This window comes from Pseudomonas wayambapalatensis, assembly GCF_049942315.1.
In the GTDB taxonomy this organism is placed as follows: Bacteria; Pseudomonadota; Gammaproteobacteria; order Pseudomonadales; family Pseudomonadaceae; genus Aquipseudomonas; species Aquipseudomonas wayambapalatensis.
Map to the genome: position 1 here is coordinate 13,291 of NZ_JBNFMU010000114.1, position 12,723 is coordinate 26,013.

Annotated in this window: 13 protein-coding genes; all 13 read right to left on the minus strand. The window is 62.0% G+C overall.

Features of this window, described 5'->3' with window-relative positions:
- Positions 1 to 85: 85 nt before the first annotated feature.
- The 13 genes from rnhB to pyrH all read right to left on the minus strand — a co-directional run bounded on the left by rnhB (position 86) and on the right by pyrH (position 12,666).
- Positions 86 to 709, minus strand: a complete 624-nt coding sequence (rnhB, locus tag ACPZMI_RS05915; RefSeq protein ID WP_186667229.1) for a ribonuclease HII — start codon at positions 707 to 709, stop codon at positions 86 to 88.
- Position 710: 1 nt separating this feature from the next.
- Entirely contained in the window at positions 711 to 1,838 is a 1,128-nt protein-coding gene (lpxB, locus tag ACPZMI_RS05920) for a lipid-A-disaccharide synthase (protein WP_186718849.1), read from the minus strand.
- Between the two features lies 1 nt (position 1,839).
- Positions 1,840 to 2,616 (minus strand): acyl-ACP--UDP-N-acetylglucosamine O-acyltransferase, encoded by a 777-nt coding sequence (gene lpxA / locus ACPZMI_RS05925; protein ID WP_186667231.1) that lies wholly within the window; start codon positions 2,614 to 2,616, stop codon positions 1,840 to 1,842.
- Complete coding sequence (gene fabZ, locus ACPZMI_RS05930) at positions 2,613 to 3,053, minus strand: 3-hydroxyacyl-ACP dehydratase FabZ (protein WP_011535269.1); 441 nt, start codon at positions 3,051 to 3,053, stop codon at positions 2,613 to 2,615. Before fabZ ends, lpxA begins: the two co-directional genes overlap by 4 nt.
- A 113-nt stretch (positions 3,054 to 3,166) precedes the next feature.
- Positions 3,167 to 4,222, minus strand: coding sequence for a UDP-3-O-(3-hydroxymyristoyl)glucosamine N-acyltransferase (gene lpxD, locus ACPZMI_RS05935; RefSeq protein ID WP_426351855.1), 1,056 nt, complete (start codon positions 4,220 to 4,222; stop codon positions 3,167 to 3,169).
- Position 4,223: 1 nt separating this feature from the next.
- Positions 4,224 to 4,727, minus strand: coding sequence for an OmpH/Skp family outer membrane protein (locus ACPZMI_RS05940; protein WP_054891073.1), 504 nt, complete (start codon positions 4,725 to 4,727; stop codon positions 4,224 to 4,226).
- A 44-nt stretch (positions 4,728 to 4,771) separates the two neighbouring features.
- On the minus strand, positions 4,772 to 7,120 hold the full coding sequence (gene bamA / locus ACPZMI_RS05945) for an outer membrane protein assembly factor BamA (RefSeq protein WP_151925105.1): 2,349 nt from the start codon (positions 7,118 to 7,120) through the stop codon (positions 4,772 to 4,774).
- A 76-nt stretch (positions 7,121 to 7,196) separates the two neighbouring features.
- On the minus strand, positions 7,197 to 8,549 hold the full coding sequence (gene rseP / locus ACPZMI_RS05950; RefSeq protein ID WP_186667233.1) for an RIP metalloprotease RseP: 1,353 nt from the start codon (positions 8,547 to 8,549) through the stop codon (positions 7,197 to 7,199).
- A gap of 46 nt (positions 8,550 to 8,595) precedes the next feature.
- A complete protein-coding gene (gene ispC / locus ACPZMI_RS05955; protein WP_426351856.1) occupies positions 8,596 to 9,786 on the minus strand; it encodes a 1-deoxy-D-xylulose-5-phosphate reductoisomerase in 1,191 nt (396 codons plus the stop codon).
- On the minus strand, positions 9,783 to 10,598 hold the full coding sequence (locus tag ACPZMI_RS05960) for a phosphatidate cytidylyltransferase (RefSeq protein WP_426351857.1): 816 nt from the start codon (positions 10,596 to 10,598) through the stop codon (positions 9,783 to 9,785). Before ACPZMI_RS05960 ends, ispC begins: the two co-directional genes overlap by 4 nt.
- Positions 10,598 to 11,353: a polyprenyl diphosphate synthase gene (gene uppS / locus ACPZMI_RS05965; RefSeq protein WP_186667235.1), complete on the minus strand. Its 756-nt coding sequence runs from the start codon at positions 11,351 to 11,353 to the stop codon at positions 10,598 to 10,600. Before uppS ends, ACPZMI_RS05960 begins: the two co-directional genes overlap by 1 nt.
- Positions 11,354 to 11,368: 15 nt before the next feature.
- The gene (gene frr, locus ACPZMI_RS05970; protein WP_186667236.1) at positions 11,369 to 11,926 is read right to left on the minus strand and encodes a ribosome recycling factor; all 558 of its coding nucleotides are present in this window, start codon (positions 11,924 to 11,926) and stop codon (positions 11,369 to 11,371) included.
- Positions 11,923 to 12,666, minus strand: coding sequence for a UMP kinase (gene pyrH / locus ACPZMI_RS05975; protein ID WP_023381972.1), 744 nt, complete (start codon positions 12,664 to 12,666; stop codon positions 11,923 to 11,925). Before pyrH ends, frr begins: the two co-directional genes overlap by 4 nt.
- Between the last annotated feature and the right edge of the window lie 57 nt (positions 12,667 to 12,723).

Genomic DNA, 12,723 nt, shown 5'->3' on the forward strand with positions numbered 1-12,723 from the left:
ATCCTGTGGCAATGCTGAACGACAAGGGCGGGATTGTAGCGTAATTAGCCGGAATGTTTTGGGGCCGCATAGCGGCCCCGACAGATCAGATCAGCGTACTGGCACGCCCTTCAAGGACTTCCCAGGCGGCCCTCACCGGTGCGAACGAGCGCCGATGAATGGGCGTAGGCCCCAGCCGCGCGAGAGCTTCGAGGTGCAACGGCGTCGGGTAGCCTTTGTGCCCGCCGATGCCGTAACCCGGGTAGATCAGCTCGAACGCGCTCATCTCGCGATCACGCGTGACCTTAGCCAGGATCGAAGCAGCGGCGATGGCTGGCACCTGGGAATCCCCCTTGACCACCGGCGCAGCTGGCACCGACAGTTTCGGGCAGCGGTTGCCATCGATCAACGCCAGTTTCGGCGTGACGCTCAACCCTTCCACCGCACGCTGCATGGCCAGCATGGTGGCCTGCAGGATGTTCAGCTGGTCGATCTCACCGACCGTGGCACGAGCGATGCAAAACGCCAGTGCCTTTTCGCAGATTTCGTCGAACAGCAACTCACGACGTGCCTCGGTGAGCTTCTTCGAGTCGTTCAGGCCAAGGATCGGCCGCTGCGGATCGAGGATCACCGCTGCCGTGACCACGTCTCCGCACAGCGGGCCACGCCCGACTTCGTCTACACCCGCGACCAGGTCTTCGACCAGGTTGAAATCAAGTCCCATCTGCATGTCATCGATCCTTCAGCAGGCCCAGCACTGCGTCGGCAGCCTGGTTGGACGCATCACGGCGCAAGGTGCGGTGAATCTGGTCGAAGCCTTCGGTCTGCTCATTGCCCTGCGTCACCAACGGTGCCAGCGTGGCCGCCAAAGCGTCAGGCGTTGCGGCGTCCTGCAGCAGCTCAGGGACCAGCAGGCGCTGGGCGAGCAGATTGGGCAGCGACACATAGGGACTCTTGACCATGCGCTTGAGAATCCAGAAGGTCAGCGGCGCAAGGCGATAGGCGACCACCATGGGGCGCTTGTACAGCAAAGCTTCGAGCGTGGCAGTACCCGAGGCAATCAGGACCGCATCGCAGGCCGCCAACGCCTGGTGCGATTGCCCATCGAGCAAGGTCAATGGGAGCTCGCGCCCCTGCAGCATCTGTTCGATCTGGGCACGTCGTGCAGGATTGGCGCAGGGCGACACGAAACGCACACCCGGCACCAGGGTTTGCAGACGTTTGGCGGTCTCGAGGAACAACTCGCCGAGCCGCCCCACTTCGCCACCACGACTACCCGGCATCAAGGCTACCAGCGGCCCTTCGCCCAGCCCCAGCGCTGCGCGCGCGGCAGTGCGATCGGCCTCGAGCGGGATGGTATCGGCCAGCGGATGGCCGACAAAACGTACCGGCACACCCTTTTCTTCGTAGAATTTCGCCTCGAAGGGGAACAGCGTCAGCATCAGGTCGCAACCTTCACGAATCTTCAGCACACGCTTCTGCCGCCACGCCCAGACCGATGGACTGACGTAATGCACGGTCTTGATCCCGGCCTGACGCAGCTTCAGTTCGATATTGAGGGTGAAATCCGGTGCGTCGATGCCGATGAACACGTCGGGCTTCTCGCCGATCAGTGTCTGGATCAGGTCCTTGCGCCGCTTGAGCAGCTCGCGCAGGCGCCCCAGGACTTCGACCAGCCCCATGACCGCCAGGCGTTCCATGGGGAAATACGACTGCAGCCCTTCGGCTTCCATCAACGGGCCGCCGACACCAATGAAACGCACATCGGGATGACGCGCCTTGAGCGCGCGCATCAGGCCGGAGCCGAGGATGTCGCCGCTGGCCTCACCGGCGACCAGCGCTACGCAAAGCGACGCCATGTCAGCGGGTGATGCCGCGGGCAGAATTGAGGATCGACTGGCGGAACAGTTCGACTTCCGGGTGCTGCCCGGCCAGTTCGTCCAGCTCTTTGATCGCCTCTTCCACGGTCAAGCCTTGGCGATAGACGATCTTGTAGGCACGGCGCAAGTCATGGATGACCTCGTCGCTGAAACCGCGACGGCGCATACCTTCAAAGTTCATGCTGCGCGCCTCGGCCGGGCTGCCGAACACCGTGACGAACGCCGGAACATCTTTGCCGATCGCCGTGCCCATGCCAGAGAACGCGTGAGCGCCGATATGGCAATACTGGTGCACCAGGGTGTAGCCGGACAGGATGGCCCAGTCGCCCACGTGCACATGCCCGGCCAGCGCCGTATTGTTGACCAGGATGCAATGGTTGCCGATCACGCTGTCATGGCCGATGTGGGCATAGGCCATGATCAGGTTGTGATCGCCAAGCGTGGTTTCCGAACGGTCCTGCACAGTACCGCGGTGAATGGTGACACCTTCGCGGATCACGTTGTGATCGCCGATCACCAGGCGCGTCGGCTCCCCCTTGTACTTGAGGTCGGGCGTGTCTTCGCCGATGGAGCTGAACTGATAGATGCGATTGTGCTTGCCGATCCGGGTGGGCCCCTTGAGCACCACGTGCGGACCAATGACGGTGCCCTCCCCGATTTCGACATCGGGGCCTACGATCGACCAAGGGCCGACCTCGACGCCGTCGGCCAGCTTGGCCGAGGGATCGATGATCGCCCGCGGATCAATCGAACTCATAGGGAGCGTTCCGCGCAGGTGATCTCGGCCGAGCAGACCGGCTTGCCGTCGACCAGGGCACGGCACTCGAACTTCCAGATCATGCTCTTGCGGCTGAGGAACTTGGCTTCCAGCACGAGCTGGTCACCCGGCAACACCGGCTGACGGAAACGCAGCTTGTCGGAGCCGACGAAGTAATAAAGTGTGCCATCGGCAGGCTTCGCATCGAGCATCTTGAAGCCGAGAATTCCGGCCGCCTGGGCCATTGCCTCGATGATCAGCACGCCCGGCATGATCGGGTGCGCCGGGAAATGGCCGTTGAAGAACGGCTCGTTGATGCTGACATTCTTGTAGGCACGAATGCTCTGGGCCTCGAAGTCCAGCTCCGTGACCCGGTCCACCAGCAGGAACGGGTAACGGTGAGGCAGGTATTCGCGAATCTCGTTGATGTCCATCATTTCGGGGGGAAGCCTGTAATAAGAATAGGGAGCGCAGGTGCTGACCACACGCTCCTTTTGCAGTCCAAAGAGGAGCCAGCTAGCGACTGTTCACTCTTGCTCAGGAAATGGTATCAGCCTTCTGATGCCGGCTGGCCACCTGAGGTCACGGTCTCGACGCGTTTTTCCAGTTGCTGCAGACGCTTGGACATCTCGTCGAGCTGGCGTATACGCGCTGCGCTCTTGCGCCACTCGGCCAACGGCTGCATGGCAGTACCGGAAGAATAGCCGCCCGGCTCGGTGATCGAGCGGGTGACCATGGTCATACCGGAGACGAAGACGTTGTCGCAAACATCAATATGACCAACCATGCCGACGCCGCCCGCGATCATGCAGTGCTTGCCGATACGCGTGCTGCCGGAAATTCCGACGCAAGCCGCCATTGCGGTATGGTCTCCGATCTGCACGTTGTGGGCGATCTGAATCTGGTTGTCGAGCTTGACGCCATTGCCGATTCGCGTGTCAGACAGCGCACCACGGTCCACAGCGGTGTTGACACCGATCTCCACATCGTCACCCAGCGTCACGCCGCCGATCTGGGCAATCTTCTGCCAGACACCTTTCTCGTTGGCGAAACCGAAGCCCTCACCACCGATCACCGCACCCGACTGAATGACCACACGCTTGCCGATGGTGACATCGTGGTACAGCGTCACACGCGGGGCAAGCCAGCCACCCTCGCCGATGATGCAACGTGCACCGACAAAGCAATGTGCGCCAACGGTCACGTTCGCACCGATGCGCGCACCGCTTTCGATGACCGCGAACGGCCCGATGCTGGCGCTCGCATCCACCTGGGCATCGTCAGCTACCACGGCGCTGGGATGAACTCCCGCCACAGCCTTGGGCTTGGGATCGAACAAGTGAGAAATACGAGCATAAGCCAGGTAAGGATCGGGGACGATCAGCGCGTTACCGGTGAAGCCTTCGGCATCCTCGGCCTTGATCAGTACCGCTGCCGCCTGGCTGTCATCCAGGAATTTGCGGTATTGACGATTGGCGAGGAAGCTCAACTGCCCCGGACCGGCTTCCTGCAAGGTAGCCAGTCCGGTGATTTCAAGCGACTCGGGGCCACTGAGCGTGGCCCCGAGGGTCTCGGCCAACTGACCGAGCGTCATGGTCACGGTCATATCAACGCGCTTGGTTCATGCGCTCGATGACCTGGCGGGTGATGTCATACTGAGGTTTGACATCGATTACCGCACCACGCTCGAGCACCAGGTCGAAACCACCTTTCTTGATGACTTCCTCGACGGCACCGTCGAGCTTGGGCTTGAGCTGCTTGAGCATGTCGCGATCAGCAACGGCCTTCGCTTCGTTGAGTTCCTTGGACTGGAACTGGAAGTCACGGGCTTTTTGCTTGAACTCGAGCTCCAGGCGCTCACGCTCCTGCTGCTGCATCTTGTCGCCACCCTTGATCAGTCGATCCTGGATGCCCTTGGCGCTGCTTTCCAGAGTTTTCAGCTGGTTCAGTTGCGGACCGAACTTCTTCTCGGCATCGACAGCGTACTTTTTGGCGGCGTCTGATTCGAGCAGCGCCATCTGGTAGTTCAGAACGGCAATCTTCATTTCGGCGAAAGCCGGGGTGGCGACCAGCGCCGCGGCCACTACGGCCAGTTGAGTCAACTTACGCACGATGCACTCCTGGATAAACCGTTGTCGTTAAGCAAGGGCCAAGCTTAGAAAGTCTGGCCCAGAGAGAATTGGAACACCTGGGTGTCGGCGTCGTCCGGCTTCTTGATCGGCATCGCCAGGCTGAAGCTCAACGGGCCCAGCGCGGTAATCCAGGTCACGCCCAGGCCGACGGAGCTGGCCATGTCGGAGAAACCGACCTTCGCGCAGTCAGGCTTGGAGCCGCAGTTGGTGTCGAACACGTTACCCACATCCCAGAAGACCGAGGTACGCAGCGAACGCTGGTCCTTGACGAACGGCAGCGGGAACAGCAGCTCGACACCACCCTGCACGAGGACGTTACCACCGAACGGCAGCGGGTCCTGGTCCGGGTCACGAATGGTACCCGGATTGGTGCCCTGGCTCGGCGTACTGCGCGGGCCCAGGCTGCTGTCCTTGAAGCCGCGGACAGAGTTGAAGCCACCCGCATAATAGTTCTCGTAGAACGGCAGGCCCGAGGTACCGCCGAAACCATCACCATAGCCCAGTTCAGTGTGCAGGCGCAGGGTGTAGTCATTGCTCAGTGGCTTGAACAGCTGGCCGCGGTAGTCGAGCTTGTAGAACGACAGGTCGCTGCCCGGTACGGTGGTTTCCAGGGTCAGGCTTTGCGAGTGACCACGGGTGGCCAGCACGCCCTTGTTCAGGGTCGATTCGGACCAGCCGATCGACGCCTTGAAGTTCAGGAAGTTGTCGCCTTCCTTGTCGAGGAACTTGAAGATCTCGTCGACGGTGTAGCGGCCGGTCTTGATCTTGTCTTGCTGCACGGTCAGGCCGTAGGTCAGGCGTGAGGTCTCGCTGATCGGGTAACCCAGGCTGACGCCGGCACCGAGGCTGTCTACTGCATAGCTCGCCACATCGACGTCAAGGTCGTCGTAGTTGGTGCTGCGGTAGAAGGCGTTGTAGCCCAGGCTCACGCCATCGGCAGTGAAGTAGGGGTCGACGAAGCCGAAGTTGTATCGGGTCTGGTATTCGCTTCGGGTCAGGCCGATGGACACCTTGTTACCGGTACCCAGGAAGTTGCTCTGGCTGATCGAACCACCCAGGATCAGGCCCGCGCTCTGGGCGAAACCGACGCTGGCGGTGATCGAACCGGAAGCCTGCTCCTCGACCGCATAGTTGACGTCGACCTGGTCGTCGGTGCCTGGCACCGGCGGCGTCTCGACGTTGACTTCCTTGAAGAAGCCCAGGCGCTCGAGGCGGGTCTTGGACTGGTCGATGAGATAAGTGGATGCCCACCCACCTTCCATCTGACGCATCTCGCGACGCAGCACCTCGTCTTCGGTCTTGGTGTTGCCGCGGTAGTTGATGCGGTTGACGTAGGCACGCTTGCCCGGATCGACGACGAACATGATGTCGACGGTGTGATCCTGGTCGTTAGGTTGCGGCACGCCGTTGACGTTGGCGAAGGTATAGCCTTCGTTACCCAGTCGACGGGTGATCAGGTCGGAGGTGGTGGTCATCACCTTGCGCGAGAAGACCTGGCCTGGCTGCACCAGCAACAGCGACTTGACCTGGTCTTCCGGCACTTTCAGGTCACCGGAGAGTTTCACGTCACGAACGGTGTACTTCTCGCCTTCGTTGACGTTGACAGTAATGTAGACGTGCTTCTTGTCCGGGGTAATCGATACCTGGGTGGACGCGATGTCCATGTTGATGTAGCCGCGGTCCAGGTAATAGGAACGCAGACGCTCCAGGTCACCGGAGAGTTTTTCACGTGCGTACTTGTCGTCGTTCTTGAAGAACGACAGCCAGTTGGTGGTTTTCAGTTCGAAGAGCTGGGAGAGGTCTTCGTCGCTGAACACGGTGTTGCCCACCACGTTGATGTGCTGGATCGCCGCGACGGTACCTTCGTTGATCTTGATCTTCAGGCCGACACGGTTGCGTGGCTGCGGCACGACCTCGGCATCGACCTCGGCCGAGTAGCGGCCCTGGGCCACGTACTGGCGCTGCAGCTCGTTACGCACGCCCTCGAGCGTGGCGCGCTGGAAGATCTCGCCCTCGGCCAGGCCGGACTGCTTCAGGCCCTTCATCAGGTCTTCGGTACTGATCGCCTTGTTGCCCTCGATCTCGATGCTCGACACCGATGGGCGTTCGACCACGTTGATGATCAGGACATTGCCGTCGCGATCCAGCTGGATGTCCTGGAAGAAACCGGTCTTGAACAGCGAGCGAGTCGACTCCACCAGGCGGCGGTCATCGACCTGGTCGCCTACGTTCAACGGCAACGCGCCGAACACGCTGCCGGCGGAAACCCGCTGCAGGCCGTTGACACGAATATCGGAGATGGTGAAGGACTCGGCGTGAACTTCAGCGATCATCAGTGCGGAGAGGACCGCAGTTAGCAGCAGACGTTTCATGAAGTCCTTTTATTCCAACTGGCAATAAACAACCCGCCACCGCAGCACGGCGGCAGGTTCGCAATAGAGCGAAGCGTTAAAGTCGACCCAGATCGTTGATCAGGGCGAGCAACATCACCCCAATGACCAAACTGATACCGATCTGGACCCCCCAACCTTGCACCCGATCCGAGAGCGGACGACCGCGCGCCCACTCGATCAGGTAGAACAGCAAATGCCCCCCATCCAGTACCGGGATGGGCAGCAGGTTCAGAACCCCCAGGCTTATGCTCAGGTAGGCCAGGAAATTCAGGAAATCCCCAACGCCCGACTGGGCTGAAGCGCCCGCCACTTTAGCAATGGTTATCGGTCCGCTCAAGTTTTTTACCGAGAGCTCCCCGAACAGCATTTTCTTCAGCGATTCAAGGGTCAGGACACTCATGTTCCAAGTGCGCGAGAGCCCCTCGCCGACCGCCTCCAGCGGCCCGTAGCTGACTTCTCGAAGCATGTTCGCAGGCCACTCGGCGCCTTTGACCCCAGCCCCCAGATAACCTCCGGACGCCTGCCCTTCCCCTTTGCGCGCCAGCGTCACCGGCAGTTCCAGCTGCGCGCCATCACGCTCGATACGCAGTAGCACCTTCGCCTCGGGGCGCGCCCGAACAGTGTCCACCACCTGCTGCCAGTCACCCAGTGCGACACCATCGAGTGCCAGGAGTCTATCGCCGGTCTTCAGCCCGGCAGCAGCGGCCGGGCCCTTGGGATCGATTTCGGCGAGCACCGGACTTACCGCCGGCCGCCAGGGGCGCAGCCCCAGGGACTGGATCGGGTCAGGCTCATCGGCACCCTTGAGCCATTGATTCAGGCGGATTTCATGCTGACGCTCCAGCGTGGCGCCGTCGTCGCGCACGCCCACCCGCAAGCTGCCGCTCTCGCCCAGGCGACGCACCAGTTGCAGATTGACCGCCGACCAGCCACTGGTCGGCTTGCCATCGATCGAAACAATTTCCTGGCCTGCCACAAGGCCTGCAGATGCCGCCAGGCTGCCCGACTCGACCGCTCCGATGACCGGACGCACCTGCTGGCTGCCGAGCATGGCGACCACCCAGAAGAACAGGATGGCGAGCAGGAAGTTGGCAATCGGACCGGCGGCAACGATAGCAATACGCTGTCCAACCGATTTGCGATTGAAGGATTGATCAACAAGCGCGGGCGGCACATCGCCTTCGCGCTCATCGAGCATCTTGACGTAGCCGCCCAGCGGAATCGCTGCGACGACAAACTCGGTGCCATGGCGGTCGTGCCAGCGCACCAACGGCGTGCCGAACCCCACCGAGAAGCGCAGGACTTTCACTCCGCACTTGCGTGCCACCCAGAAGTGGCCGAATTCGTGAAAGGTGACCAGTACACCCAGAGCCACCAGGGTGCCGATAATCATGTAGAGCGCAGTCATATCCATCTCCGAATGACGTTCAGCCAGGCCTGGGGCCGACGGGAAATCAGCGGCCGTGGCGCCTCAACCACTCCCGGGACAGCTCCCGGGCTCGCTGGTCGGCGGCGAACACCGCATCCAGCGAAGGCAACGGCACTACCGGCTCCTGCTCGAGCACCTGTTCGATCATACCCGCGATTTCCGGGAAGCGGATACGCCGCTGGAGAAATGCCTCGACCGCCACTTCGTTGGCGGCGTTGAGCACGGCAGGCGCACTGTTGCCCGCTTCGGCAGCTTCTCGCGCCAGGCGCAGGCAGGGGAATCGCTGCTCGTCGGGCGCCTGGAAATCCAGACGGGCGACCGCGAACAGGTCCAGCGGCGCGACACCGGAATCGATCCGCTCAGGCCATGCCAGAGCGTTGGCGATCGGTGTCCGCATGTCCGGGTTGCCCAACTGCGCCAACACCGAACCATCCACATAGTCGACCAGCGAATGGATCACACTTTGCGGGTGTACCACCACCTCGACCTTGGCTGGCGCAGCATCAAACAGCCAGCAGGCCTCGATCAGCTCGAGCCCCTTATTCATCATGCTTGCCGAGTCGACCGAAATCTTGCGCCCCATCGACCAGTTCGGATGAGCACAGGCCTGCTCCGGCGTGACGTCCATCAGCGCCTGCGCCGCGGTTTCACGGAAGGGCCCACCAGACGCCGTCAGCAGGATACGACGCACACCAACGTGCGCCAGGCCACGGGCATAGTCGCCGGGCAAGCACTGGAAGATGGCATTGTGCTCGCTGTCGATCGGCAGCAGCACTGCACCACTGGTGCGCACTGCCTCCATAAACAGCGCGCCGGACATCACCAGCGCCTCCTTGTTGGCCAGCAGCACCTTCTTGCCGGCCTGCACCGCCGCCAAGGTCGGACGCAGACCGGCAGCGCCGACGATGGCAGCCATCACGGTGTCCACCTCGCAGGCAGACGCAACCTGGCAGAGACCTGCCTCGCCTTCCAGCACTTCGGTGGCGCTGCCCGCCGCCGCCAGCCCTTCACGCAGGCGGGCGACCGAGTCGGCGTCCGGCACCACCGCATACGCCGGACGATGGCGCAGGCACAGGGCCAGCAATTCATCCAGGCGCGAATAGCCGCTAAGGGCAAACACCTGGTAGCGCTCGGGGTGACGGGCAATCACATCCAGCGTACTCAGGCCGATCGACCCGGTCGCACCGAGCACGGTAATCCGCTGCGGATGACTCACATCACCCCCCATTCGGCCGCCCAGAGCAGCACGGCGAACATCGGGATCGCCGCGGTCAGGCTGTCGATACGATCCAGCACGCCGCCATGACCAGGCAGCAGGTTACTGCTGTCCTTGATGCCTTCGCGACGCTTGAACATGCTTTCGGTCAGGTCGCCAACCACCGACGACATGACCACGATCACCGCGCCGACCAGGCCGAGCAGCAACTGCCCCAACCCCCAGTCGCGCACGACCCCGACCACCAGGGTGATCAACAGGCTCACGGCCATGCCGCCATACACACCCTCCCAGCTCTTGCCGGGGCTGACGTGCGGCGCCAGCTTGCGCTTGCCAAAGGCACGACCAGAGAAATATGCACCGATGTCGGCAGCCCAGACCAGCACCATCACGGCCAGGATCAAGCCATTGCCCAATGGCCAATGCTTGAGCAGCAACAGGCCTTGCCAGGCGGGTAACAGCACCAGCAGACCGATCAGCAGACGGCAGGCGGCACTGCTCCACAACTCACCGCTGCGTGGGTAGGTGAGCACCAGCCAAGTCGCCAGGCCCCACCAGATCACCGACGCCCCCAGCACCCAGGGCGCAAGGTCCGGCATGAGGTAGAGCACCATCAGCGCTCCAGCGACCACGGCGGCATAGGCGATGCGCAATGGCTGGGCCATCAACCCGGCCAGACGCGCCCATTCCCAGGCACCAAGGGTCACCACGAAACCGATGAACAGGGCGAAATCCGCGCCGTTGAGCAGGAAGAAACCGCCCAGCGCGATCGGCAACAGGATCAGCGCGGTAATGATGCGTTGTTTAAGCATTAAGCACGAGCTCCAGCCTCGACCTGCTCGCTGGTCTTACCGAAGCGGCGTTGGCGCGAAGCGAAATCGGCCAGTGCATTACGCATGGCCTCGTGTTTGAAGTCCGGCCAGTACAGGTCGGAGAAATACAGCTCGGCGTAGGCCAACTGCCACAACAGGAAGTTGCTGATGCGGTGTTCGCCGCCGGTGCGAATGCACAGGTCGGGCAACGGCAGGTCACCCGTGGCAAGGCAGGTCTGCAGCAGACCGGGCGTGATATCGTCCGGGCGCAGATGGCCGGCCTGGACTTCGCGCGCCAGGCGCTGGGCAGCCTGGGCGATATCCCACTGACCGCCATAGTTGGCAGCGATCTGCAGGATGAAACGATCGTTGCCGGCGGTCAGCGCTTCGGCTTCTCGCATCGCGGCCTGTAGCTCCGGATGGAAGCGCGAGCGGTCACCGATGATGCGCAGGCAGATGTTGTTGTCGTTCAGGCGCTTAGCCTCGCGGCGCAAGGCCGAGAAGAACAGCTCCATCAACGCACCCACCTCATCGGCCGGACGCTGCCAGTTCTCGCTGGAGAAGGCGAAGAGCGTGAGCACTTCGACCTTGGCCTCGGCACAGACTTCGATCACCGCACGCACCGCATCGACGCCGGCCTTGTGCCCGGCAACGCCAGGCAGCAGGCGCTTTTTCGCCCAGCGGTTGTTGCCGTCCATGATGATAGCGACGTGACGCGGCACCGACGAGGGTGCCGCCTGCTTGGTCTTTTCCATGAAAAAGTCCTGGCCTCAGACGGCCATCAGGTCCTTTTCCTTGGCTTTGAACGCAGCATCGACGTCTGCCACGAACTTGTCGGTCAGCTTCTGGATCTCGTCAGCTGCACGACGCTCTTCGTCTTCGCTGATTTCCTTGTCCTTGGTCAGCTTCTTCAGGTCGGCCAATGCGTCGCGACGCACGTTGCGCACGGCAACCTTGGCATCCTCGGCAACGCCGCTGGCCTGCTTGGTGTAGCCCTTGCGGGTTTCTTCGGTCAGGGCCGGCATCGGCACGCGAATGGTGGTACCGGCGCTCGACGGGTTCAGGCCCAGGTCGGAGGTCAGGATGGCCTTCTCGATCGCGGCGCTGAGGTTCTTGTCGTGGGCGACGATCTTGAGGGTGCGGGCGTCCTCGACGGTGATCGCGGCCACCTGGTTCAGCGGCATCTCGCTACCCCAGGCCGGAACCTTGACGCCATCCAGGATGCTTGGGTGGGCGCGACCGGTGCGGATCGCTGCCAGGTTGCGGGCCAACGCCTCGAGGGACTTGCCCATGCGCTCCTGCGCGTCTTTCTTGATGTCGTTGATCATGCTTCGCCTTCCTCGATCAAAGTACCTTCAGCGCCACCCACCACGATGTTCAGCAGGGCGCCAGGCTTGTTCATGTTGAATACCCGCAATGGCATCTTGTGGTCGCGGCACAGGCAGATTGCGGTCAGGTCCATGACACCGAGCTTGCGATCCAGCACCTCGTCGTAGGTGAGGTGGTCGAACTTCTCGGCATGCGGATCCTTGAATGGGTCGGCAGTGTACACACCATCGACCTTGGTCGCCTTCAGCACCACGTCGGCATCGATTTCGATGGCACGCAGGCAGGCTGCGGAGTCGGTGGTGAAGAACGGATTGCCGGTACCGGCGGAGAAAATTACCACATCCCCGGAGTTGAGGTGGCGAATAGCTTTGCGACGATCGTAATGATCGGTGACGCCGACCATGGAGATGGCAGACATGACCAGTGCCGGGATGTTCGAGCGCTCCAGCGCATCGCGCATGGCCAGTGCGTTCATTACAGTGGCCAGCATGCCCATGTGGTCGCCCGTGACGCGGTCCATGCCGGCTGCACTGAGCGCGGCGCCGCGGAACAGGTTACCACCACCGATCACCAGGCCGACCTGGACACCGATACCGACCAGCTGGCCAACTTCCAGGGCCATGCGGTCCAGCACCTTCGGGTCGATCCCGAAGTCTTCCGAGCCCATCAGGGCCTCGCCGCTAAGTTTGAGCAAAATGCGTTTATAGCGAGGTTGGCGACCACTCACCTGCTGAGCCATTGCGAGTCTCTCCTGCGGCGTACTTTTAGAAAATTCCGTGCGGGCTGTGTGCAGCCT

Coding starts and splice junctions, on each gene's coding strand:
- bamA (WP_151925105.1), bottom strand. CDS start 7,120: ATGAAACGTCTGCTGCTAACTGCGGTCCTCTCCGCACTGATGATCGCT.
- frr (WP_186667236.1), bottom strand. CDS start 11,926: ATGATCAACGACATCAAGAAAGACGCGCAGGAGCGCATGGGCAAGTCC.
- fabZ (WP_011535269.1), bottom strand. CDS start 3,053: ATGATGGACATCAACGAGATTCGCGAATACCTGCCTCACCGTTACCCG.
- lpxD (WP_426351855.1), bottom strand. CDS start 4,222: ATGACCGTGACCATGACGCTCGGTCAGTTGGCCGAGACCCTCGGGGCC.
- pyrH (WP_023381972.1), bottom strand. CDS start 12,666: ATGGCTCAGCAGGTGAGTGGTCGCCAACCTCGCTATAAACGCATTTTG.
- ACPZMI_RS05960 (WP_426351857.1), bottom strand. CDS start 10,598: ATGCTTAAACAACGCATCATTACCGCGCTGATCCTGTTGCCGATCGCG.
- rnhB (WP_186667229.1), bottom strand. CDS start 709: ATGCAGATGGGACTTGATTTCAACCTGGTCGAAGACCTGGTCGCGGGT.
- lpxA (WP_186667231.1), bottom strand. CDS start 2,616: ATGAGTTCGATTGATCCGCGGGCGATCATCGATCCCTCGGCCAAGCTG.
- uppS (WP_186667235.1), bottom strand. CDS start 11,353: ATGGAAAAGACCAAGCAGGCGGCACCCTCGTCGGTGCCGCGTCACGTC.
- rseP (WP_186667233.1), bottom strand. CDS start 8,549: ATGACTGCGCTCTACATGATTATCGGCACCCTGGTGGCTCTGGGTGTA.
- lpxB (WP_186718849.1), bottom strand. CDS start 1,838: ATGGCGTCGCTTTGCGTAGCGCTGGTCGCCGGTGAGGCCAGCGGCGAC.